The 22799-nt window shown below is 72.6% G+C and carries 16 protein-coding genes; 5 read left to right on the forward strand and 11 right to left on the reverse strand.

The features are described 5' to 3' along the window. Nucleotides 1-33: 33 nt before the first annotated feature. Nucleotides 34-666 carry a hypothetical protein gene (locus ACZ6A9_RS27075; RefSeq protein ID WP_468990206.1) on the reverse strand — a complete coding sequence of 211 codons (633 nt, stop codon included), beginning with the start codon at nt 664-666 and terminating at the stop codon, nt 34-36. Between the two features lie 121 nt (nt 667-787). Then, nucleotides 788-2863: an N-6 DNA methylase gene (locus ACZ6A9_RS27080; protein WP_468990210.1), complete on the reverse strand. Its 2076-nt coding sequence runs from the start codon at nt 2861-2863 to the stop codon at nt 788-790. A gap of 201 nt (nt 2864-3064) precedes the next feature. Here ACZ6A9_RS27080 and ACZ6A9_RS27085 point away from each other — a divergent pair, with 201 nt between their 5' ends. Further along, nucleotides 3065-3565 (forward strand): hypothetical protein, encoded by a 501-nt coding sequence (locus tag ACZ6A9_RS27085; protein ID WP_468990212.1) that lies wholly within the window; start codon nt 3065-3067, stop codon nt 3563-3565. A gap of 21 nt (nt 3566-3586) precedes the next feature. After that, nucleotides 3587-4387 (forward strand): hypothetical protein, encoded by an 801-nt coding sequence (locus tag ACZ6A9_RS27090; RefSeq protein WP_468990214.1) that lies wholly within the window; start codon nt 3587-3589, stop codon nt 4385-4387. A gap of 64 nt (nt 4388-4451) precedes the next feature. On the opposite strand, the gene ACZ6A9_RS27095 is transcribed toward ACZ6A9_RS27090, so the two are convergent. Beyond that, on the reverse strand, nt 4452-5942 hold the full coding sequence (locus ACZ6A9_RS27095; protein ID WP_468990217.1) for a glucose/sorbosone family PQQ-dependent dehydrogenase: 1491 nt from the start codon (nt 5940-5942) through the stop codon (nt 4452-4454). A gap of 225 nt (nt 5943-6167) precedes the next feature. Beyond that, nucleotides 6168-6947: an HNH endonuclease family protein gene (locus tag ACZ6A9_RS27100; RefSeq protein ID WP_468990219.1), complete on the reverse strand. Its 780-nt coding sequence runs from the start codon at nt 6945-6947 to the stop codon at nt 6168-6170. A gap of 193 nt (nt 6948-7140) precedes the next feature. Between ACZ6A9_RS27100 and ACZ6A9_RS27105 the strand changes: the two genes are divergently transcribed. Beyond that, nucleotides 7141-7326, forward strand: coding sequence for an antitoxin (locus ACZ6A9_RS27105; RefSeq protein ID WP_468990221.1), 186 nt, complete (start codon nt 7141-7143; stop codon nt 7324-7326). A gap of 130 nt (nt 7327-7456) precedes the next feature. Here ACZ6A9_RS27105 and mfd read toward each other — a convergent pair whose 3' ends face one another. The 6 genes from mfd to ACZ6A9_RS27135 form a co-directional block, all read right to left on the reverse strand. After that, the gene (mfd, locus tag ACZ6A9_RS27110; protein ID WP_468990224.1) at nt 7457-11014 is read right to left on the reverse strand and encodes a transcription-repair coupling factor; all 3558 of its coding nucleotides are present in this window, start codon (nt 11012-11014) and stop codon (nt 7457-7459) included. 390 nt (nt 11015-11404) lie between these two features. Next, on the reverse strand, nt 11405-13984 hold the full coding sequence (locus ACZ6A9_RS27115; protein WP_468990227.1) for an ABC transporter permease: 2580 nt from the start codon (nt 13982-13984) through the stop codon (nt 11405-11407). Next, nucleotides 13981-14769 carry an ABC transporter ATP-binding protein gene (locus ACZ6A9_RS27120; RefSeq protein WP_190100509.1) on the reverse strand — a complete coding sequence of 263 codons (789 nt, stop codon included), beginning with the start codon at nt 14767-14769 and terminating at the stop codon, nt 13981-13983. The genes ACZ6A9_RS27115 and ACZ6A9_RS27120 overlap by 4 nt, the downstream gene beginning before the upstream one ends. A 491-nt stretch (nt 14770-15260) precedes the next feature. Beyond that, nucleotides 15261-16145: a cellulose-binding protein gene (locus tag ACZ6A9_RS27125; RefSeq protein ID WP_468990230.1), complete on the reverse strand. Its 885-nt coding sequence runs from the start codon at nt 16143-16145 to the stop codon at nt 15261-15263. Between the two features lie 203 nt (nt 16146-16348). Continuing rightward, nucleotides 16349-18868 carry an SUKH-4 family immunity protein gene (locus tag ACZ6A9_RS27130; protein ID WP_468990233.1) on the reverse strand — a complete coding sequence of 840 codons (2520 nt, stop codon included), beginning with the start codon at nt 18866-18868 and terminating at the stop codon, nt 16349-16351. A gap of 9 nt (nt 18869-18877) precedes the next feature. Continuing rightward, nucleotides 18878-19894: an SMI1/KNR4 family protein gene (locus ACZ6A9_RS27135; protein WP_468990235.1), complete on the reverse strand. Its 1017-nt coding sequence runs from the start codon at nt 19892-19894 to the stop codon at nt 18878-18880. A 350-nt stretch (nt 19895-20244) separates the two neighbouring features. Between ACZ6A9_RS27135 and ACZ6A9_RS27140 the strand changes: the two genes are divergently transcribed. Both ACZ6A9_RS27140 and ACZ6A9_RS27145 read left to right on the forward strand, forming a co-directional pair. After that, nucleotides 20245-20775, forward strand: coding sequence for a YwqJ-related putative deaminase (locus ACZ6A9_RS27140; protein ID WP_468990238.1), 531 nt, complete (start codon nt 20245-20247; stop codon nt 20773-20775). A 35-nt stretch (nt 20776-20810) separates the two neighbouring features. Next, nucleotides 20811-21305, forward strand: a complete 495-nt coding sequence (locus ACZ6A9_RS27145) for an SUKH-3 domain-containing protein (protein WP_468990240.1) — start codon at nt 20811-20813, stop codon at nt 21303-21305. A gap of 23 nt (nt 21306-21328) precedes the next feature. Here the strand turns inward: ACZ6A9_RS27145 and ACZ6A9_RS27150 are convergent, their stop codons facing one another. Then, nucleotides 21329-22642 carry a sensor histidine kinase gene (locus ACZ6A9_RS27150; protein ID WP_468990242.1) on the reverse strand — a complete coding sequence of 438 codons (1314 nt, stop codon included), beginning with the start codon at nt 22640-22642 and terminating at the stop codon, nt 21329-21331. Nucleotides 22643-22799: the final 157 nt, after the last annotated feature.

Below are 22799 nucleotides of genomic sequence, written 5' to 3' on the forward strand. Positions count from 1 at the left end.
AGCGGCCGGCGACGACACGTCCCGCCGTCACGCTCACCTTCCGCCTTCGCTGGTGCCGTGCCGGCCCTGCTGCCCGTCCTGCCGGCGCAGGTAGTCACTGAGTTCGTCGAGCTCGGCGCGCACCTGGTCGATCCGGGCCGGCGCGGGCCGCTGCGGCGGCTGCGCCGGCGGCGGCACGGGGGTGGGGGGCACCGGGGTGTGCGGGGGCTGCGGCTGCGGTACGGGGGTGGGCGCGTAGGGCGAGGCCTGCTGCGGGTAGCCGTAGGGGGTGTGGGGGCCGGGGGCGTGCATCGTCGTGGCGTGCGGCGACGGCGGCATCGGCGCGGCGTGCGGGCTGCCCTTGCGCTGGTAGTGCAGGCGGATGTCCACCACCAGGAAGTACGCGGTGGCGGCCGCGCCGAGCAGCAGCATCGCGAACACCGCGATGTCGGTGCGGTAGTCCGACTCCGGCAGCGAACCGGCCACCGCCCCGCAGGCGATGGCGAGCGGGATGCTCACCCAGGCCATCGCCCAGTCGATCGTGCGTCCCCGCAGGAACGCGACGCGGAACAGCGGTACGCAGGCCAGCATGCCGCAGCACAGGATGCCGGCGGCGGCGTACAGCACGCGCTGCGTGGTGACCGATGCGCCGCTGGGTGGGGGCGGCGCCGCGCCGTGGCCGTACATGACTGCTCCTGCACAGGTGTAGCCGAAGGAACTCGGAGTCCGAGCGTATAGGCCATCGGCGGCAACCGGTCCGGGATGTACCGAACCGTTGTCGTCCCGCGGCCCGCGGGGCGTGACGGGGTCAGTCCGGGGCGATCGTCCCGTCGGTCAGTCCGTCGTACATCCCGCGCACGAGTTGTTCGCCGAGCCGGCCCGCCTGCCGGAGCGCCCGCTCGAACGCGTCGAGTTCGCGGAACCGGGCGCCGTAGCGCCGCTGTTCGTCCAGCGGCAGCCGGGGCAGGTGCAGGCGGCGCACGTCGAGCCGGGTGGCGGTGGACGCGTAGCTGCTGGCCTGGCGGTTGTTGCTGGTGCCGCGCAGGAATCCGGCGAGGAACCACGGATCGAGCGCGGCCGGGTCGGGGCGCAGCAGCACGAGGTTGCGGCCGAGGGCGGCTTGGGCGGTCGCGTCGTCGACGACGCGGGCGACGGCCCCGCCGCCGAGTACCGGGACGACGACGTCGCCCGGGGCGGTGAGCACGGCTTCCTCGTCGCTCTCCGGGAGTGTCCCGGAGGGGGCGGTCCCGGCGAGCACGTCGTGGTCGGTGAGCACCGGCAGGCGCGCGGGTCCGCCGGTTCCGCCGGTGCGCAGCACCAGGGCGCCGCCGCGGGCCAGTTCGCCGACGGTGGTCAGCGGCAGGCGTCCGGACACGGCGGGCGGCGCGGGGTCCACGGGCGGCGGGGTCAGTCCGGCGGTCAGCCGCAGCGTCTCGCCGAGCCGTTCGCGTACGTCGGTGAGCCGGCCGGCGCCGTCCGCGACGACCGGGGGCGGCAGGTGGCGGGCCGGGGCGAGGTCGACGTCGTCGTCGAGGAGTTCGATGACGGGCACGGAGCGGGCCAGTCCCGGCCGGTCGTCGAGCCGTCCGTCCCGGTCGAAGGCGCGCCAGGCGTCGAGGACCGTCTCGCGCACGCCCGGCCAGTCGGGGCCGCCGCGCCCGTCGGCGGCGAACCGTGCGGTGTCGGCGAGGAGCACCTCCGGCTGCGCGGGCGTCTGCCGGGGCCGGCGCAGCACCCACAGGTGCAGGGGGATGTTGTACGGGGGTGCCGCGCCGGCCGGCAGGGCGACGACGGCGCGCAGCGCGCCGCGGCGCAGCAGGTCGGCCCTGATGCGGCGGCCGGAGCGGCGGGACGCGGCGGCGGGCGGCATCAGCAGCACGGCGGTGCCGCCGTCGCGGAGCCGGGCGAGGGCGTGCTGCACCCAGGCGAGCTCGGACTCGGTGCGGGCCGGGAAGCCGTACTCCCAGCGCGGGTCGTAGGCGAGTTCGTCGTGGCCCCAGTTGCGTTCGTTGAACGGCGGGTGGCACAGGACGGCGTCGGCCCTCAGGTCCGGGTGGGCGTCGGCGCGCAGGGCGTCACCGGCGGCGGTGTGCACGGGAGCGCGGGTGTGCAGGGCGAGGCGGAGCCCGGTGAGGGCGGCGAGGTCGGGTGCGCGGTCCTGGGCGTGGAGCCGCAGGCCGGGGCGGGGAGTGACGGCGCGGAGCAGGGCGCCGGTGCCGCAGGCGGGGTCGAGGACGGTGTCGGGGGCGCCGGCGAGGGCGGCCATGAGGTCGGCGAGGTCGGCGGGGGTGAGGGTGTACTGGCGCGGGTTGGCGTCGAGGTGCCGGCCGAGCAGGAACTCGAAGGTCTGCCGGGCACCGGCTTCGGCCGCGAGTTCGGCGGCGCCGCGCAGGAGGGGGACGGAGGGGAGCAGTTGAGGGCCGGTCGGGGGGGCCAGGGCGAGCGAGCGGTTCACAGCGGCCGGCGGGTTCACAGGTGGGCCGTCCGGGTCGGCGGGCCGGGGTGTGAGCACCTGTTCCAGTGCCGTGGGGAGCATCGCGGCGAGTCGCTCGTCGGAGCCGGAGCTCACGTCCAGCCAGACCGGCGGGCGTTCGTGGATCAGCAGCAGGGCGCAGCCGGCGTGGGTGAGGGCGGTGACCGGTCCCTCGGGGTGGCCGGAGAGGTGCTGCCAGACGCGCTCCTTGAGGGGGACCTCGGCGAGCTTGCCGTGCCGGCGCAGCCAGTCCTCGACCTCGGTGAGGGCGAAGGAGGGGCTGGTCTCGGTGCCCCCGGCCGGCCGGGGGAAGTCGGCGTGCCGGCGACGCCAGTTGCTGACGGCCGCGCGGCCGACACCGGCCAGCCGTGCGATTCCCGCGGCGGTCACTTCTGTCGCGTTGTCCTGCATGCCCGGCATCCGCCCCGCTTCCCCTCGTGCCTTGTGTGACGGCGAGCATACCGATGTCCGCGAGAACGACGGGTTCACGCGCGTGCACTACCGAAGACCTGTGAAGCATGTTGACTCGGTTCACACTCTCTGCTGTCATTGACCCGGCGAACAAGCGGCTGCCGCAAGGGTGGGCCGCCGTTTTCGGGAGGGGACACAGTCATGGGTATGAAGAGCAAGATCGTGCTGGGCGCCGTCGTGGGGGTCGTCGTCATCGGTGCCGTCTCGGCGAACTCGGGCGACGCGGACGGCGGATCCACCGGCAAGGGCTCCTCCACGTCGGCGCGGCAGCAGCCGGGCGGGGCCGGTGCGGGCGGGGCCGACGCGAAGCCGGCCGGCGACGAGGCCGGCGGCAAGAGCGTCGACAAGGGCGTCGAGAAGGCCTCCCAGGCCGAGCAGTTCAAGGCGTTCGTCAAGAAGAACGGCACGCCCCAGGAGAAGCAGGCGGTCGCCCACGTCACCAAGGTGCAGGGCGCCGAGGAGCAGAACGACATCCTGGACGCCGCCGACGTCTACACCGACTTCACCGGCGGGATCATGGGCGAGGGCACGGGCCCCGCCAAGCTCATCGCCTCCGCGTTCGCCGACTGGAAGCAGAGCGAGAACGGCCTCGTCACCGTCTACGACGCCGAGGGCGAACTGCTCGGCAACGGCAACTTCTGATCACCCGGAGGACAACCCACCATGCGTCGCACCGCACTCGCCGCCCTCGCTCTCGCCGCCGTGACGGCCACCGGTCTCACCGGCTGCGCGGGCGGGGACAAGGCGAACACCGGCTCCTCATCCGGCCAGGCCGGGCAGAGCACGGCGAAGGAACCGAAGAGCTCCCCCAGGCCGCAGGAGCCGTTCGCCGGACTGACCGGCGGCGAGATAGCCGAGAGGGCCTTCGCGGCCACGACCGCCGCACCGTCCCTGCGGATGACCGGCAGCGTCCCCGACGAGGCCGGCGGTGGCTCCATCCAGGTCGACATGGCCCTGGACAAGCGGGGCGAGTGCGCCGGCACGATGGGCATGGACGGCCAGGGCGAGACCGAGCTGATCAAGACCGGCGACACCGTCTACGCGCGCTACGACGAGAAGTTCCTGCGGGCCCAGAGCGAGGGCGAGCCCGAGGCCGAGGTCGACGCGGCGGTGGCCCTGCTGGCCGGCAAGTGGATGAAGATGTCGGCCACCGGCCCGGACGCCGAGGACCTGGCCGGCTTCTGCGACCTCGACGAGGTCCTCGGCGGCGCGGAGAAGGGCGACGCGGACGCGGCCCGCGGCGCCACCACGACGATCGACGGCACCCCCGCGATCACGCTGACCGCGCGGGACGGTGAGGACCGCTTCACGCTGTACGTCGCCACCGAGGGCGAGCCGTACCTCCTGCGCCTGGACAGCGCCTCCGCCACCGACCCGGGCACCCTCTCCTTCACCGACTACGGCACACCGGTGGCGGCGAAGAAGCCCACGGGCGAGGTCCTGGACGTCGACGCCCTGAGCTGACACCCCCGGGCGCAGGCCTGTCGGGGGGACGGGGCATGCGCAGGGACGGCGCGGGGCGGGGAGGTCAGGACTCCCAGCGGTACTCGATGATCGCGCCGGGGTTCTCCAGGGGGTCGGTCGACGGGGCGCCCGTCTCGTCACGGACGGGGCCCGCGGAGTCGGTCGCGACGAAGAGGGACAGGCCGTCGGCGCTGAACTCGGTGTCGCGGAAGCGGTTCTCCTCCACGATCAGCTCGGTGACGCCGCTGACGTCCTGGCCGTTCCCGGTGAGGTCGACACGGTAGACCGTGCCGTCCTTGAGGGTGGTCATCACCAGGGAGTTCTCCCAGCCGGGGAGGCCGTCGCCGGTGGCTGCGGCGGACTTCCGGGACGTCCCGTAGTGCTCGAAACTGGAGGGGGCGATGGTGGGCCAGCACACCGACCACATCTCGCCCCGGGCGCACGTCGGGTCCTGGAAGTCGAAGTCGGAGTCCACGGTGCCGAAGGTGTGGATCGGCCGCACGAAGGGCTCGGTGAAGTCGCTCTCCCGCTCCACCGGGACCGTCTTGGGGATCTCGAAGTTGCTGAAGGTCAGCTTGTCGCAGGGCGTGGGCCAGGAGGCGGACCAGTTGGCGTACACGTACGCCTTGTCGTCGCGGTAGCCGGAGACGTCCGGCCAGCCGTAGTTGCCGCCCTTGGCGAGGATGTTGATCTCGTCGTCGGTCTTCGGCCCCTGCTCGTTGGAGTAGAGCGTGCCGTCGGGCCCGAAGGCCAGCCCCTGGGCGTTGCGGTGCCCGTAGGTGTGGACGTGACTGCGCACACCGGCGAGGACCGGGTTGTCCGAGGGGACGGAGCCGTCGGTGTTCAGCCGCAGCGTCTTGCCCTGGTAGGCGATCCAGTCCCGGCCCTCGACCTCGTGGGCGGTGGGCAGCCGCATGGCGTAGCTGGGCCTGCAGGTGTTGCCGAACTGGTTCACGCCCTGGTCGCCGATGGTGTAGTACAGCTTGCCGTCGGGGCCCAGGCGCAGCCGCGCCGACTGGTGGTCGTTGCCGGACGGCAGGCCGGCGATGACGGCCTTCGGGCTGTGCAGCCGCTGCCGGTCCGGGTCGTAGGTGTAGCGCTCGATCTTGGTGCGGGCCTGTACGACCGGGGTGCTGTCGATGTCGTAGCTGTACGAGACGTACGCGTACACCTCGCCGTTCTCGCGCCGCTCGACGGCCAGGCCGAGGACGCCGTCCTGGCCTCCCTCGCTGTGCACGGCTGCGGGCAGGCTGAGGAGCGTGCTCCTGGCGCCCGACCCGGGGTCGACGCGGGTGACCTTCTTGCCGCTCTTCTCGGTGACCCACAGGGCTCCGTCGGGACCCCGGACGACCTCGTAGGGGTTCTGCAGCCCGGTGGCCACGACGCGCTTGGTGAAGGTGCCCGAGGCGGGCTGCGTGCGGGTGCCGGCGGGCGGGGAGACGGTCGCCTCGGAGTTCCCCGAGGGGTCTCCGCCCGTGACGGCGGCGCCGGTGAGGGAGGCGCCGAGGGCCAGGACGACCGCGGTCGTCACCGGCCCGCGCAGTATGTGGTGCATGCGTTTCCTTCCGGAGATGTACCCCCGTCCGAGCTTCGCGCCGCGTAGCCGTGCGGGCACTCCGGGTGCGGTACGGCTGCGCTGTTCGGGTGGCCGGGAGGCCGCGACCGGAAGGGGTGCGCGCGGGGGCCCGGCCGGGCGGACCGGCTCGAAGGGCCGTCCGCCGCCGCGGAGTCCGGGGCCGGGACGCGGGCGGCGTCCGGGCTCATGGGCCGGGTGGGCCGGTCAGCCGCCGCACTGCTCCAGCATCGTCTCCTTGTCGGCCGCCGTCACCGCCATCTCGTACTTGAGGGCGACCTGGGCGAAGCGGATCGCGTAGGAGCAGCGGATCTGCTTGTCCGGCGGCAGCCAGGAGGCGGGGCCGGAGTCGGACTTGGCCGAGTTGGCGCGGCCTTCGACGGGGAGCAGGTTCAGGGCGTCGTTGGCGAGCTGTTCACGCTTGGACTCCGGCCAGCGCGACGCGCCCATCTGCCAGCTGTAGGACAACGGCACGACGTGGTCTATCTGCACCTCGGCGGCTTTCGCCTTCTTCCAGGCGATGTCCTTGCCCGTGTACGGGTCGTACAGGTCCATCGACACGACCACGCAGCGGGAGCCGCTGCGGAACTCGACGTTCTCCCCGTGGAGTTTCAGCAGGTCGTTGCGCGTGTCACAGCCGTTCCTCGCCAGCGGGACCCCGTCCGCGGTGTCCATCCAGGCGTAGCCGAACGCGTCCCGTTCGTAGCCCGTCTTCGGGCCGCGGCCCTTGGTGGTCACCTTCTCGATGAGGGTGACGGCCGCCGCACGGTCCCGCTCGCCGGTCACGGGCGCGAGGCCCGGCCCGGTGCCGTCCGGGTTGTCCAGCGGGCTCACGGCGCGGCCGTCGGAGGCGGACTCGCCGCTGCCGCCGCCGGCCGGGGAGTCCGCCTCCGGGAGCCCGTCGCAGCCGGCGAGGAGAGCCACCGCGGCGATCACCGCCGGTCCCGTGTGCCGGATTCCCCTGCCCCACCCCATGTGTCGCGTCACCGCGCCCCTCCCTCGCTCTGCTGATCCCTGCCCCGGCGGGGGCGGACCGACGCCGGATCTCACCGTAACGAGCGAGAGGTCCGGACCACGCGAGGGGCCCCGGACAGGTCCAGACCATATCCACGCGATTTGGGCATTCCTCGCATACCACGCGTATCGTCGGTACGGAGTCGTACTCCGGAAGGAGCCTCGTATGGGCATCCTCGACAAGTTCAAGAGCAACAAGGCGGCACGCGGGAAGGCCCACAAGGCCTCGGACGCCGCGGAGAAGAAGGTGAACGAGAGGACCGGCGGCAAGTACGAGCAGCACGTCGACACCGGGCAGCAGCAGGCCGAACGCCGGCTCGGAATGGACCGCGACCGCCCCGACCAGCCGTAAGGCTCACGCACTCGTCAGGGCCGTCCACGGCGATCCCCGCCCGGACGGCCCTGTGCCGTCCGGGCGCCGTGGACGCAAAGGGTGGCGAGCAGCCCGGTGGTGAGGACCGCGCCCCTTTCCGCCCCCTGCGTCAGGACCCGAGCACCGACGTCAGGAACTCCCCGACCCAGCCCAGCAGGTCCCGCCCGACCAGCGGCTTCCCGCCCACCTTCGCGGTCTTCGGCCGGGGCACCAGGACCTGGTGGGCGGGCGCCTTGATGACCGTGCCGGGGTAGAGCCGCTTCAGGCGCAGTTCCTGCGACTCGCGCAACTCCACCGGCGCGAAGCGGATGTTGTTGCCCTGGAGCACCACCTCGCCGACCCCGCAGGCACGGGCGAGCATCCGCAGGCCCGCCACCAGCAGCAGGTTCTCCACCGGCTCCGGCAGCTTGCCGTAGCGGTCGGCCAGCTCCTCGCGCACGGACGTGATGTCCTCCTCGCTGTTGGCGGAGGCGATCGCCCGGTACGCCTGGAGCCGCAGCCGCTCACCCGGCGCGTAGTCGTGCGGGACGTGCGCGTCGACGGGCAGCTCGATCTTCACCTCGAGCGGCGGCTCCTCCTCGATCCCACCGCTCTCCAGCTGCCGCCGGTAGTCCGCGACCGCCTCGCCCACCATCCGCACGTACAGGTCGAACCCGACCCCGGCGATGTGCCCGGACTGCTCGCCGCCGAGGAGGTTTCCGGCGCCGCGGATCTCCAGGTCCTTCATCGCCACGTACATGCCCGCGCCCATCTCGGTGTGCTGGGCGATGGTGGCGAGGCGTTCGTGCGCGGTCTCCGTCAGGGGCTTCTCCGGCGGGTACAGGAAGTAGGCGTAGCCGCGATCCCTGCCCCGGCCCACCCGGCCGCGCAGCTGGTGCAGCTGGCTGAGGCCGAAGTTGTCGCCGCGCTCGACGATGAGGGTGTTGGCGTTGGAGATGTCGATGCCGGACTCGACGATCGTCGTCGACACCAGCACGTCGAACTTCTTCTCCCAGAAGTCGACGACGACCTGCTCCAGCGCCGACTCCGACATCTGGCCGTGCGCGGTGGCGATCCGCGCCTCCGGCACGATCTCCCGCAGCCGCGCCGCCGCCCGGTCGATCGACTCGACCCGGTTGTGGATGTAGAAGACCTGGCCCTCACGCAGCAGTTCACGGCGGATGGCCGCGCCGATCTGCTTCTGCTCGTAGGGGCCGACGAAGGTGAGCACCGGGTGGCGCTCCTCCGGCGGGGTGGTGATCGTCGACATCTCGCGGATGCCGGTGACGGCCATCTCCAGGGTGCGCGGGATCGGCGTGGCGGACATCGTCAGCACGTCGACGTTGGCGCGCAGCTTCTTCAGCTGCTCCTTGTGCTCGACGCCGAAGCGCTGCTCCTCGTCGACGATGACCAGGCCCAGGTCCTTGAACCTGGTCTCCGAGGAGAACAGGCGGTGGGTGCCGATGACGACGTCCACCGACCCCTCCCGCAGGCCCTCCAGGACCGCCTTGGCCTCGGTGTCGGTCTGGAAGCGGGACAGCGCCTTCACCGCCACCGGGAACTGCGCGTACCGCTCGCTGAACGTCCCGAAGTGCTGCTGCACCAGCAGCGTGGTGGGGACGAGCACGGCGACCTGCTTGCCGTCCTGCACGGCCTTGAAGGCGGCCCTGACCGCGATCTCGGTCTTGCCGTAGCCGACGTCGCCGCAGATCAGGCGGTCCATGGGGACCGTCTTCTCCATGTCCTCCTTGACCTCGGCGATGGTGGTGAGCTGGTCGGGCGTCTCCGCGTACGGGAAGGCGTCCTCCAGCTCCCGCTGCCAGGGGGTGTCGGCGCCGAAGGGGTGCCCGGGGGCGGCCATCCGGGCGCTGTACAGCTTGATCAGGTCGGCGGCGATCTCCTTGACGGCCTTCTTGGCGCGCGCCTTGGTCTTGGTCCAGTCGGCGCCGCCGAGCCGGTGCAGGGTGGGCGCCTCGCCGCCGACGTACTTGGTGATCTGCTCCAGCTGGTCGGTGGGGATGTAGAGGCGGTCGCCGGGCTGGCCGCGCTTGGCGGGGGCGTACTCCACCACCAGGTACTCGCGGGTGGCGCCCTGCACGGTGCGCTGCACCATCTCGATGTAGCGGCCGACGCCGTGCTGCTCGTGGACGATGTAGTCGCCCGACTCCAGGGTGAGCGGGTCGATGGTCTTGCGCCGCCGGGCCGGCATCCGCGCGCCGTCACGGCCGGAGGCCTTCTGCCCGGTCAGGTCGGTCTCGGTGAGCACCACGAGCTTGAGCGCGGTGTCGACGAAGCCGTGGTCGATGCAGCCGCAGGAGACGTGCACCACGGACGGGGTGATCTCGCCGAGGTCCTTGTCCAGGCGGGCGGCGATGCCCTCGCCGCCGAGCACCTCGACGGTGCGGGCGGCCGGGCCGTGGCCCTCGGTGAGGAACACCGTGCGCCAGCCGTCGGCGAGCCAGCCCTTGGTGTCGGCGAGCGCCCGCGCGGTGTCGCCGCGGTAGGCCTCGGGGGCGTTCATGCCGAGCTTGAGGGTGTCCGAGCCGTCCGCCGCGTCGGCGGCGGACGTCAGCGTCTCGTCGGCGGCGAACGGCGACACCGACCACCACATCATGCCCAGTTCGCGGGCCCGGCCCCGGACGTCCGCGAGGGACCGCAGCGAGGCCGCGCCGACGTCGATGGGCGCCTCGCCCCCGCCGGCGGTGGCCGCCCAGGAGGCCTGCAGGAACTCCTGCGACGTGGCCACCAGGTCCGAGGAGCGGGTGCGCACCCGCTCGGGGTCGCAGACGACGGCCATGGACCCCTCGGGCAGCACGTCCAGCAGCAGCTCCATGTCGTCGACGAGGACGGGGGCCAGGGACTCCATGCCCTCCACCGCGATGCCCTCGGCGATCTTGCCGAGCAGGTCGCCGAGCTCCGGGTGCTGCTCGGCGAGGACCCGCGCCCGCTCCCGTACGTCGTCGGTGAGCAGCAGTTCGCGGCAGGGCGGGGCCCACAGGCCGTGCTCGGCGATCTCCAGGGAGCGCTGGTCGGCGACCTTGAAGTAGCGGATCTCCTCGACGTCGTCGCCCCAGAACTCCAGGCGCAGGGGGTGTTCCTCGGTCGGCGGGAACACGTCGAGGATGCCGCCGCGTACGGCGAACTCGCCGCGCTTCTCGACGAGCTCGACGCGTGCGTACGCGGCGGCGGCGAGGGCTGTGACGACCTCGTTCAGGTCGGCGCTCTGTCCGGTCCGCAGGGAGACCGGCTCCAGGTCGCCCAGGCCCTTGACCTGCGGCTGGAGCACGGAACGTACGGGCGCCACGACGACGGAGACCGGGCCGGTCTCGGGGTCGTCGGGGCGGGGGTGGGCCAGGCGGCGCAGGACGGCGAGGCGGCGTCCGACGGTGTCGCTGCGGGGGCTGAGGCGCTCGTGCGGGAGCGTCTCCCAGGACGGGTACTCCACGACGCCCTCGGGCGGGAGCAGGGAGCGCAGGGCCGCGGCCAGGTCCTCCGCCTCGCGGCCGGTGGCCGTGACCGCGAGGACGGGGCGGCCGGTGTCGCGGGCCAGGGCGGCGACGGCGAAGGGGCGGGCCGCGGGCGGGCCGACCAGGTCGACGTGCATGCGGTTGCCGTCCGCGGCGGCGGCGACCGCCTCGGCGAGGGCGGTGTCCTTGACTACGGCGTCGAGCAGACCGTGCAGGCTCATTCGGGGCGCTTTCCGTCCGGGGGTGTGCAACACGACGGGCCCGACGCGCGCTGCGGGCCGGGGGTGTCCAGGGTACGTCGGCGGATCCGCGGACGCGGGGGCTGTGGACAACGAACGCCGCCCGGTCATCGGTGGCGTGGGGACACCAAGGGCTCCGCCCCCTGGACCCGCGTGCTCCGCACCGGGCCTTCTCGCCGTGGGGCCGCCGGTCCATGGGCGGCTGCGGCCCGGCCGGGGGCCGGCGGCGCAGTTCCCCGCGCCCCCGGGCAGCCGGACGGGCCCCGGGTGACCGCGCACCCGGAGCCCGTGCGGGCATGCACGCGCCGGCGCCGGAAAGTCCCCGGGGACTTTCCGGCGCCGGCGTTCCCCCGCAACCCCCGTGTGCGGTGGCTAGTCGGTGGCGATGGCGTTCAGCACGTTCATGCGGCCGGCGCGGAAGGCCGGGACCAGGGCCGCGAAGAGGCCCACGAACGCCGATCCGATGAACACGCCGATGATCGTCGGCCACGGGATGTCGAGGACCTTCAGACCCTCCAGGGCGAGCAGCTGCTGGGCGGTGGCGCCCCAGCCCATGCCCAGTCCGAGGCCCAGCAGGGCACCGAAGAGGGCGATCACGACCGACTCCAGGCGGATCATGCGGCGCAGCTGGCGGCGCGAGAGGCCGATGGCCCGCATCAGGCCGATCTCCCGGGTCCGCTCGACGACCGACAGGGCCAGGGTGTTCACCACACCGAGGACCGCCACGACGATCGCCAGGGCCAGCAGACCGTAGATCATGTTCAGCAGCTGGCCGATCTGGTTCTGCAGCGCCTCCTTGTAGTCGGTCTGGTCGCGCACCTCGTACTGCGGGAAGTCGTGCAGCGCCTCCTTGAGGGCCGTGTACGCGGCGTCCTTCTGCCCGTCCTTCGCCGAGGCGAAGACCATCTGGTCCAGGGGCATCCTGTCGGCCGGCACGTACTTGGCGAGGGTGGCGGTGGACGTGTACATCGCGCCCGCGTCGACGACCGCCTCGCTGCTGGTGATGGCCCGGACCGTCAGGGAGCCCGTCGTCCCGTCCTTGAAGGCGACCTCGATCACGGAGCCGACGCGGACGTCGTGGTCCTTGGCGAAGTCCTCGTGGACGGACATCGAGTCGGGCCGGTAGGCGTCGGCGAGCTTCCCGGCGACGGTCTCGACCCGCAGGTCGGTGGCGTACGTCGGGTCGGCCGCGGTGATCGCGGTGTCGTCGGTGGTCCTGCCGTCGGGCGTGGTGAAGTCGGCCTTGGTCCACTTGTACTGGGTGACCCGGTCGACGGCCCCGACGGCCTTGACGGCCTCCACGGCTTCGGGGACGACCAGCTGGCCCATGTCGTTGCCGATGATGAAGTCCGTACCGACCGTCTTGTCAAGTTCCTCGGTGGCCGAGGCGACCATGGAGGAGCCGACCACGGACAGGCAGGCCACCAGCGCCAGGCCGATCATCAGCGCTGCGCCGGTCGCGCCGGTGCGGCGCGGGTTGCGCAGCGCGTTGCGCTCGGCCATGCGGCCCACGGGTCCGAAGGCCCGCAGCAGGACGGCGCCGAGGACGCGGACCACACCGCTCGCCAGCACCGGGCCGACGACGACGAAGCCGATCAGGGACAGCACCACGCCCAGGCCCAGCCACAGGGAGCCGTCGGTGGCCTTGTCGGCGGTTCCCGCCAGGTAGAGGCAGGCCCCGCCGGCGCCGGTGAGGACCAGGCCGATCCCGCCGCGGATCCAGCCGGCCCTGGCGTCCGCCGGAGTCCCGGCGTCGCGCAGCGCGGCCATCGGGGAGATCTTCCCGGCCCGGCGGGCGGGCAGGTAGGCGGCGAGGACGGTGACGACGACGCCGAGGAGCAGTCCGAGCGCCGGGGTGGTCCAGGCGATGGTGAGGTCGTTCGTGGACAGCTCCATGCCCATCAGGCCCATGAGCTTCATCAGGCCTACGGCGAGACCGATGCCCGCGCCGACGCCGAGGACCGAGCCGATCACGCCGAGCAGCAGCGCCTCGATCAGCACCGAGCGGTTGACCTGCTTGCGGGACGAGCCGATCGCCCGCATCAGGCCGATCTCCCGGGTGCGCTGGGCGACCAGCATGGAGAAGGTGTTGATGATCAGGAAGATGCCGACGAGGAAGGCGATCCCGGCGAAGCCGAGCATCGCGTACTTCATGACGTTCATGAAGTCGCCGACGCTCTCCTTGTTGGCGTCCGCGGTCTCCTTGGCGGTCTGCACCTTGTACGCGCCGCCGAGCGCCGCCGTGACGTGCTCCTTCAGCCGCTCGTCGCTGACGCCGTCCGCGGCGGTGACGTTGACGTGGGTGTAGACGCCGCTCTCGCCGACCAGGGTCCGCTGCGCGGTCGCGAGGTCCAGGAAGAACATCGCGGCGCCGGGGTTGGTGACGGTGAAGTCGGCGATGCCGGAGACCTTCGCCCGGTGCGTGCCGACCGCGCTGATGACGCCGACCTCGTCACCGAGTTCCAGGCCGTGCTTGTCGGCGGTGTCGGCGTCGACCATCACCTGGTCGGCGCCCGCGGGCGCCGCGCCGGAGGTGATGTCCATGGTGCGGGCGTCGTTGGCGTTCCAGTTGCCGACGATGGTCGGGCCGCCGCTGGTCGGCGAGAGGCTGTCCTTGTCGCTGTCGACGACGGTCACCGAGGTGGAGAACACGGTGCCCTCGGCCGACTTCACGCCGTCCGCGCCCTTCACCTCGTCGAGCACGGAGGCCGGTACGACGGGCGGCTTGCCGTTGCCGGAGGTCGTCTCGCCGCCGTCGGAGGCGCTCTTGGAGCTGACCGTGACGTCCGACGACGTGGCCGCGAACAGCTTGTCGAACGTCGTGTTCATGGTGTCGGTGAACACCAGCGTCCCGCAGACGAACGCCACCGACAGCAGGACCGCCACCGCCGACAGCGCCATGCGGCCCTTGTGCGCGAAGAAGTTGCGCATCGAGGTCTTCAGGACGGTCATGACGTGCGCCCCCGGGCGTCGAAGTCCTTCATGCGGTCCAGGACCTGCTCGGCGGTCGGCTGGTGCATCTCGTCGACGATGCGGCCGTCGGCGAGGTACAGCACCCGGTCCGCGTAGGAGGCGGCGACCGGGTCGTGGGTGACCATGACGATGGTCTGGCCCAGTTCGTCGACCGAGCGGCGCAGGAAGCCCAGGACCTCGGCGCCGGCACGGGAGTCGAGGTTCCCGGTCGGCTCGTCCCCGAAGATGATCTCCGGCCGGGCGGCCAGGGCCCGCGCCACGGCGACCCGCTGCTGCTGTCCGCCGGACAGCTGCGTCGGCCGGTGCCTGAGCCGTCCGGCGAGGCCGACGGTCTCCACGACCCGGTCCAGCCACGCCTTGTCGGGCTTGCGGCCCGCGATGTCCATGGGCAGCGTGATGTTCTCGATCGCGTTCAGCGTCGGCAGCAGGTTGAACGCCTGGAAGATGAACCCGATCCGGTCCCGGCGCAGCCGGGTGAGCTTCTTGTCCTTCAGACCGGTGATCTCGGTCTCGTCCAGGTAGATCTGCCCGGACGTCACCGTGTCGAGACCGGCCAGGCAGTGCATCAGGGTGGACTTGCCCGACCCCGAGGGGCCCATGATCGCGGTGAAGCGGCCGCGGGCGATGTCCACGTCGACGTGGTCGAGGGCGACGACCCGGGTCTCACCCGACCCGTACGCCTTCACGACCTGCCGCGCCCGCGCGGCAACGGCCGTGCTCCCGCCAGTGCCCCCGTGCCTGGGAATGGTCACAGCCGATGTCACGGTAAGTCTCCTAAGTCGGTCAGCGAAAGGAACGCACAGCCCCTGCGGCCACCCGCCGTGCTCGGCGGCCGTCCCGGTGCGTGCCCGGTGCGTGTTCGTCCGGTGTGCTTCAGTCTGGCGGTGGAGGAGGGCCGGGCGCGCTGGTGCTCAGCGCAGTCTTCTCCTGAGGAAAACCCCACCCCCGGTGCTGGGCTCCGCCACCCCCCGATGGCGTAAGGCCAGACTAAGGACACCTCCCGCCCCGTCTCGTCCTCCGCCGGTACGACCTCTCCCCGAGCCGTAGTACGGAGGTACCCCTAGGGGCACTCCGCCGAAGTGTGGAGCCGGTCTCAGGGTCGCCTCCTCCCCAAGGGCCATACGCCGGTCCGACCGACGGCCCCGTCCAAGGCTCCACCCTCCCGCCGCGTCAGGGTCAACCCCGCTCCCCGACCGGGCTACCCGCAGGCACGCCCCCGCGCATCGCGGCCGGCCCGCGCGGGACGGGCGCCGGCTCAGTCCACCACCCGGCCCGTCAACGCACTGAGGCTGGCGCACACATGGTCCATGTGCGCCTGCACGTCCTCCCGCCGGTCGGCGTGGTCCCGCAGCACCCGCTCCGTCTCCCGCCCGATCTCCTCCGCCCGGACGCGCGCCCCGTCGAGCACCTCCGCCGCCCGCTCCCGCGCCTCCTCCGCGCTGCGGCGCGCCGCCTCCTCCGCCTCGGCGAACACCTGCCGCGCCTCGGCCAGCTCGCGCTCCGCACGCGCCTCCGCCTCCGCCTGACGGGCGGCCAGCTCCGCCACCCGCGCGGCCTCCTCCCGCTCCACCGCGTCCATCCGCTCCGCCTGCTCGCCGGCCACCCCGGCGAGCGTCCGCGAGGTGCGCTCCCGCATCTCCCGTACCTCAGCCAGCATCCGCCCGCGCTGCTCCTTCACCTCCAGCCGGGCCTCGATCCGGATCTCGTCGGCCTCCGCGCGGGCCGCGTCCAGCCGCTCGCCCGCGCAGGTGTCGGCGCCGGCGCGCACCGTGTCGGCGTACACGCGCGCCTCCTCCCGCACGCCGGCCGCCTCGTCCCGCGCCAGGTCCATCACGTCCCGCGCGTGCTGCCGGGCCCCCTCCCGCACGGCCGTCGCCTCCTCCCCGGCCAGCTCGAACAGCCTCCTCGCGCTCTCCCCCAGCGACTCGTAGGTCTGCTCGGGCAGGCCCGCCACCCGCACCCGCAGCAGCTCCAGCTCCTCCTCCATCTCCCTGGCGAGCACCGTGAGCCGCGCCGCCCGTTCCCAGGCCAAGTCGCGTTCCTTCGACAGGGCCTCCACGTACGCGATCACCTGCAAGGGACGGTAACCACGCCCCCGTACGACCTCGAAGCCCTGCGACGACACCGATGCGCTGCTCACCCTGGAACCCCTCTTTCACCGACGGACCCGACACCCGGCACGACGACCGAGCACGAAATGGGATGAATCGCGCACATCTTGGTGGATCACGCGGAAGGGTTCATAACGCGACACTCCGCACGGAGGACACGCAGAAGCCGGGCCCGGTCGTCCATCCGACCGGGCCCGGCTCCTGACCTCGCGCGAGGTTCAGCGACGACGGGTCACAGCAGCCCGTCCCACATCTGCTCCAGCAGCACCGACCACCAGCTCTCCGGCGAACCCAGCGCCGCCGGGTCCAGCGCGGCCAACTGCGCCTGGAAATCGACCGTCCAGCGGCCCGCCTGCTCCTGGTTCAGCCCGAACCGCAACCGCCACATCCGGCCCAGCAGCGCCAGACACCTCGCGAACTCCGGCAGACCCGTGTTCACGAACTGCGGCGGCACGGACACACCGCCCGGCCCGGCCTCCACCGGCACCGCGACGATGTTCGCCGTGCCGTACTGCACACAGATCGCCTTGCCGAAGTCACTGCCCATCACCAGGTACGAGCCCGCGTCCGGAGCGGCCTGCACACCCCGCTCCACCGCCAGCTCCGCCAGCGTCGGCACCGGACGTCCCGGCTGCGCCTGCGCCCAGAAGAACGGGCCCATGTCCACCGGCAGCCCCGCCACCACCAGCGTGTGCGCCACGACCGGCGGCACACCCTGCCGGGACACCGCCGCCTGCTCGAACCGGAACACCCCCGGCCCGAACGCCCCCGCCAGCTCCTGCGCGATCGCCTCCGGCGGCACCGGAGGCACCAAAGGCACCGGAGGAATCGGCGCACGCACCGGCGCCGGACGCGCCGGACCGTCCGCCACCTGATGCAACTCACCCTGGTGGGCCAGCAGTTGCTGCATGCCCTGCTGACGGCTCGCGTGATCCGTGCCGTACGGCGCGATCGACGTGATCCGCGCCTGCGGCCACTGCTCACGGATCATCCGCGCACAGTAGGCACCCGGCAGCGCGCACGACTCCAACTCGGTGTGCAGCTCCAGGACCTGGTCCGGCGGCACGTTCATGGCGCGCAGCTCGTGGAAGATCTGCCACTCCGGATGCGGCGTACCCGGCGCCGAACGCCGGATCAACTGCTGCTCACTGCCGTCCTGCGCCCGGTAGCGCAGCACGGCCTGGTAGCCGGGACCGACCGTCGGCTGACCGGCCGGCTGCTGCGGATACCCGTACGCCGGCGGCTGCCCCGCAAGACCCGGCACAGGCGCACCCGGCGGCGGCACGGCCCCCGGCGGCACCGGGGGAACACCACCCGGCACACCGGGCGGAGCCGGCGGCGGAGGCACACCGGGACCGCCCACCGGGGGCGCGGCCAGCACCGTCTCCGCATGGTGCACCGGCCCACGCCCGCCCCCCGGGGCAGCGGGCGGCTGGGGAGCACCGGGCGGCTGGGGAGCAGCGGGAGCGCCGGGAGGCCCCGGGGGCACGGGCGCACCCGGCCCGCCCGGGTCGGCGAACATCGTCGCCGCGTGGTGCACCGCACCCGGCGGCGTACCCCCGGGCACGCTCGGCGCACCGGGCGGAGGGGGGGTCGGCGCACCGGGAGGAGGCGGAGTCGGCGCACCCGGCCCCTCCGGGCCCAGCGACGACACCATCTGCGTCGGCACGTACCCGCCCGCCGGACCACTCGCCGGCGAGCCGCCCGGCCGCGCACCCGGAGTCCCCGGCGCACCCGGAGGGGGCGGCGTCGTCGGACCCCCGCCCCGTCGCGGCGGCCGAGTCGCCTTGCTCGTCGCGGCGTCCGCGATGTCACCCGCGTGCGACGGGAGCGGCCGCTCCGGCACACCCGGACCGGCCGGAGGCGGCGGCGTCCCCCGCCCCGCCGCGGACCCCGGAACCGCCGGCGCCACAGCCGTCGGCGGCAGCTGACTGCCACCCGCGATCAACGCCGTCCGCGCCTCCGCCGTCGCCGCCGGGGGCGACGCCGGCCCGTCCTCACCCGACTCGCTCAACTGCTGCGCGAACACCGTCTCCGGCAACGGCACGGAACGGTCCTCACCGGCGTCGGCGTTGGTGTCCGTACCGGCCCACGGAGTCGCCTGCCCGGCCCCGGAACCGTCCGCCCCCACAACGCCCCCGCCCGCGGCGGGCCACTCCGGCCCGCCACCGGCCCCGGCCACCGCACCCGGCACCGGAGCCCCCGCACCGGAACCCGGCGAACCCGGCACGGCGTCCCGCGGACCCGAAGCGCCCGGCCCCGCGTCCCGCGGCTCCGCACCCGTGCCGGCCGGCACCGCGTCCCGCGGCTCCGGATCCGGAACGGAATCCGCGGCCGGAGCCGCCACCGACCCCGAACCCTCCCCCCGACGATCCGGAATCCCCATCCGGTCCGCCGCCTCCTGCAACCACTCCGGCGGACTCAACAAGAACGACGTCTGATTCAGATCCACCCGCGCCGCAGGCGCCGGCACCGGCTCGGCCGCCGCCGCGTCACGGCCGTACTCCTCCTCGTACCTGCGGATCACCTCACCCACCGCGAGCCCCGGCCACAACGTCGCCTCACCACTGTCCCGGGCGATCACCAGCCGCTGCGCACCACCGTCCGAACGCGGCCCCTCCGCACGGTCCTCGGCCCACACCACGAACCCCAGACCGAACTCCCGCACCCGCACCTCACGATGCTGGTACGCCGGCACATCCCCGTTGACCCACTCCTCGGCGCGCTCCTGCGCCTGCGCGAACGTCACCATCGCCGAGCCTCACTCCCCAGCCGAAACCGGAACGACACGCGCGAACCCGCCGTCCACCATCAGATTCGCCACCGTCTCCAACTCCGGCGGAGACCCCGCGAGCCGCGACAGGAACACGTCGAAATCCTCACCGCACGACAACAACAGCCGCTCCACCCGCTCGGCAGGCGGCAACGACGCATCCACGTCCCGCACATCGTCGTACGCGCAGAACCACACCGAACCCTGCCGCTCACCCCGCACCTTCACCGCCAGCAGACCACCCTGCACGAACGCGACACACAGGTAGTCCTTGGTGAGATGGTCCCGCAGACACTTGTTCACATACACGAGGTCATTGACCGCCGCCTCGTCCCGCACCGTGAAGAACGGCTGGTCCACCAACAGACCCAGCTCCGCGTCCAACGCCGTCCCCACCGGCGCACAACCACCCGCCGCCTTCAGGAACGACCGGTACGCACCCGGCAACCGGTACCCGAGATCCTCCTCGACCCCCAGCACCTGCGACTCCGACACCGCCACACCCGACTTCGGCAACCCGAAATGCGCCGGCCGCGTCTCCTGCAACGGCCGCGTCCCCCGCTTCTCGTGGTCCACCACCGCCGTCGCCACACCACCGTGATGCCGCAGCAACGCCTTCACCTCGACCGGCACCAGCTCCAGCCGCCGCGACCCCACCACGTGGTGCCACGTCCAGCCGTGCGGCGTCGCCACCGCCGGCACCGTGTCCCACAACTCGTGCCCGTCCGCCGCCAGCGCCGCGTTCGCCGACACGTAATCCGTCAGACGCAACTCGTCGACACCGAAACCCTCCGGCGGATCCGCGATCTCCACCGCCGCACGCGCATAGGGAGAGAAATCCGGATAACCACGCTCATCCACCCGCACCCCCCGCGGATGACGAGCCGCCCGCACCGGATCCGGGAAGTGCACGACCTGCCCCGCATAGGCAGCGTTCGGCGGCGCGACCCCGCCCCCAGCCTGGCGGCCAGGAGGAGCCCCCAGCCCGAGCCGACCTGTCGTCATGGCGGTTGCCCCCTGCGGCACTCTGTACGACCCGCACCGCCCCCTTCGGACAGCTACGGAACGTAATCGACTGTCACGTCTGTCTCGACTACTTACCGCCCCGACCCCACAGCGCCCGCACACACAACCGCACGGATCACCGCATGGATCGCGGTGCCGACAGCCTATGCGGTACACCCCCACCGGTCACCGGCACCGGTCACCCACCCCTCCACTTCCGTGACCAACCGTCACCCTCCCGTGACAGCCCGCCCAAACCCGGGCGTGTCGCCACGCCCCAGCTTCCGCATCAGCCACGCCATTTGGCACCCTGTGACCTCCGGGGAGACACCCGGGAGGGGATGACGATCATGAACGTGACGCACACAGGAACACACACCGGCCCATCCGGCGACCCCCGCACCGGCGACCCGCGCATCGGCTGGAGCGCCACCGACCCCACCCACACCCCCACCCTCCACCACCGCCGCGACGGCATCCTCCCCACCATCGCCGCCGCCCTCACCGTCCGCGGCACCACCCTCACCTGCACCCCCGCACGCGGCGACACACCCCCCGCCCTCCACCCCCTCGTCCAGGACTTCCTCGACACCCTCACCAGCGACCAACGCGACCGCTTCACCGGCCGCTGCGCCGAAACCATCCTCATCTCCCGGCACATCACCACCGTCGACGCCCAGCGCAGCAAACGCGCCGCACGCAGACCCATGACCAACGGCGAAGCACGCAAAGCCCTCAAACAAGCCAAAATCACCACCCGGCGCATCCGCGAGGACGGCGACCCCCTCCACGACAGCTACGCACCCCCCTGCCGCGCCTGCACCGCCCTCACCGCCCACTTCGGCGTCCGCACGGTCGACCCCGCCGCCACCGACGGCTGAACCCCCACCCCACGACCACGACGAACGAAGAGCACATGCACACCGACCGCACCTCCACCACCCGCTTCGCCGTCCCCGTCGACGCAGCCCTGCGCACCGCCGGATGGCAACCCGGACGCTGGGACATCAAACAAGCCGAGATCTGGGCCGACACCCTCCGCGACCACACCTCACCCGCAGGCCACCGCCACGCCGTCTTCCCCGCCGCCGTCGAAGCCTGGGCCGAATTCGGCGGACTCCACATCACCCCCACCGGACCCGGCCGCCAGATCGCCCCCACGACCCTCCACCTCGACCCCCTCCACGGCCTCCACGCCGCCCGCACCCTCGCCGACCTCGGCCGCGCCCTCGACACCGACGTCAGCCCCCTCGGCGCCGAAACCGACACCCAGGCACTCCTCGCCATCGACACCCAAGGCCGCGTCTACGCCCTCGACCACACCGGCGACTGGTACCTCGGCCCCACCATCGACCACGGCATCACCACCCTCGTCACCGGCATCCAGCCCACCCGCCTCACCGCCGGCTGACCCCCACGACCGGTTCCGCCGGCCTACGACGACGGAATCACCGCAGACACCCGAAAACCCCCCGCATCCGTCGGCCCCGACACGAACACCCCACCCAACGCCGACACCCGCTCCCTCATCCCCACCAAACCGTTCCCCCCCGACGGCAACCCCGCCGCACCCCCCGCCCCCACCGGCGGCTCGTTCTCCACCTGCATCGCGATCTCCGACACCCGATACGCCAGACGCACATACGTCCTCGCACCCGCCGCATGCTTGTGGACGTTCGTCAACGCCTCCTGCACCACCCGGTACGCCGTCGACTCCACCTCCGGCGCACACACACGGCTCTCTCCCTCCACCGACAGCTCCACCGCCATCCCCGCAGCCGCCGACTGCCCCACCAACTCCTCGATCTCCGACAGACACGGCCCCTCACCCTCACCCGCACCCGCCGGCTCACCCACCGCACGCGACGCCGCAGCCGCAGCCGCCACCCCCACCGCCGCCAACGGCACCTCCCGAAGCCGCCCCCCACCCCCCGAAGACCGCAACACCCCCAACATCTCCCGCAACTCCGTCAACGCCTGCCGCCCCATGTCCCCCACCAGCGCGGCATTGCGCACCGCCTTCTCCGGATCCTTCCGCGCCACCGCCTGCAACGCCGCCGCATGCACCACCATCAGACTCACCCGGTGCGCCACCACGTCATGCATCTCACGGGCGATCCGCGTCCGCTCCTCACCCCGAGCCCACTCCGCCCGCTCCTCGGCCCGCTCCGCCAACAACTGCAGCTCCCGCTCCAGACTGTCCGCACGCTCCCGCAAACTCTCCATCAACCGCCGCCGCGCCCCCACGTACAGCCCCATCAGCAGCGGAGGAGCCGTCACCCCCAACGCCGTCGTGATCGACGCGAACGGCACGATCCAGTCCTCGACGTCCACACCCTCACGCGCCAGGTCCTGCCGCATCCGCACGAACATCACGATCAACACCGCGGCGAACTGCATCCCGGCCAGCGAACCGATGAACCGCCGCGGCAGATCCGACGCCGCCAGCGAATACAGACCCACGATTCCCAACAGGAACCCCATCGACGCCGGCGTCACCGCGATCGCCACCAGCACCACCGCGACCGGCCACCGCCGCCGCACCAGCAACACCGACCCGGCCAGCAGACCGAACACGACCCCCACGGCCACCGGAATCCCCGCCGCCCACGCGAACGGGATCCCCTCCAGACCGCACTCCACCGCGGACGCCACCGCGAGACCCACATCCAGCACGGCACTACGCCGCCGCTCCCACCACCACGGCCCTCCCCGGGCCGCCACCAGCTCTTCCCCCGTCGTGGTCATACCTCCACCCTACGGGCGCCCCCCACCCGATATCCGGCGAGTTTCCACGACCTACCCACACCACACACGGTGACCGATCGGACGCGGTACGCCCCGAAATCCCTCGAACTGCTGAACCGCTCACCGTTCGACCACGGAACACACCATTCCGGCCGGA

Source organism: Streptomyces sp. NPDC041124, assembly GCF_055592385.1.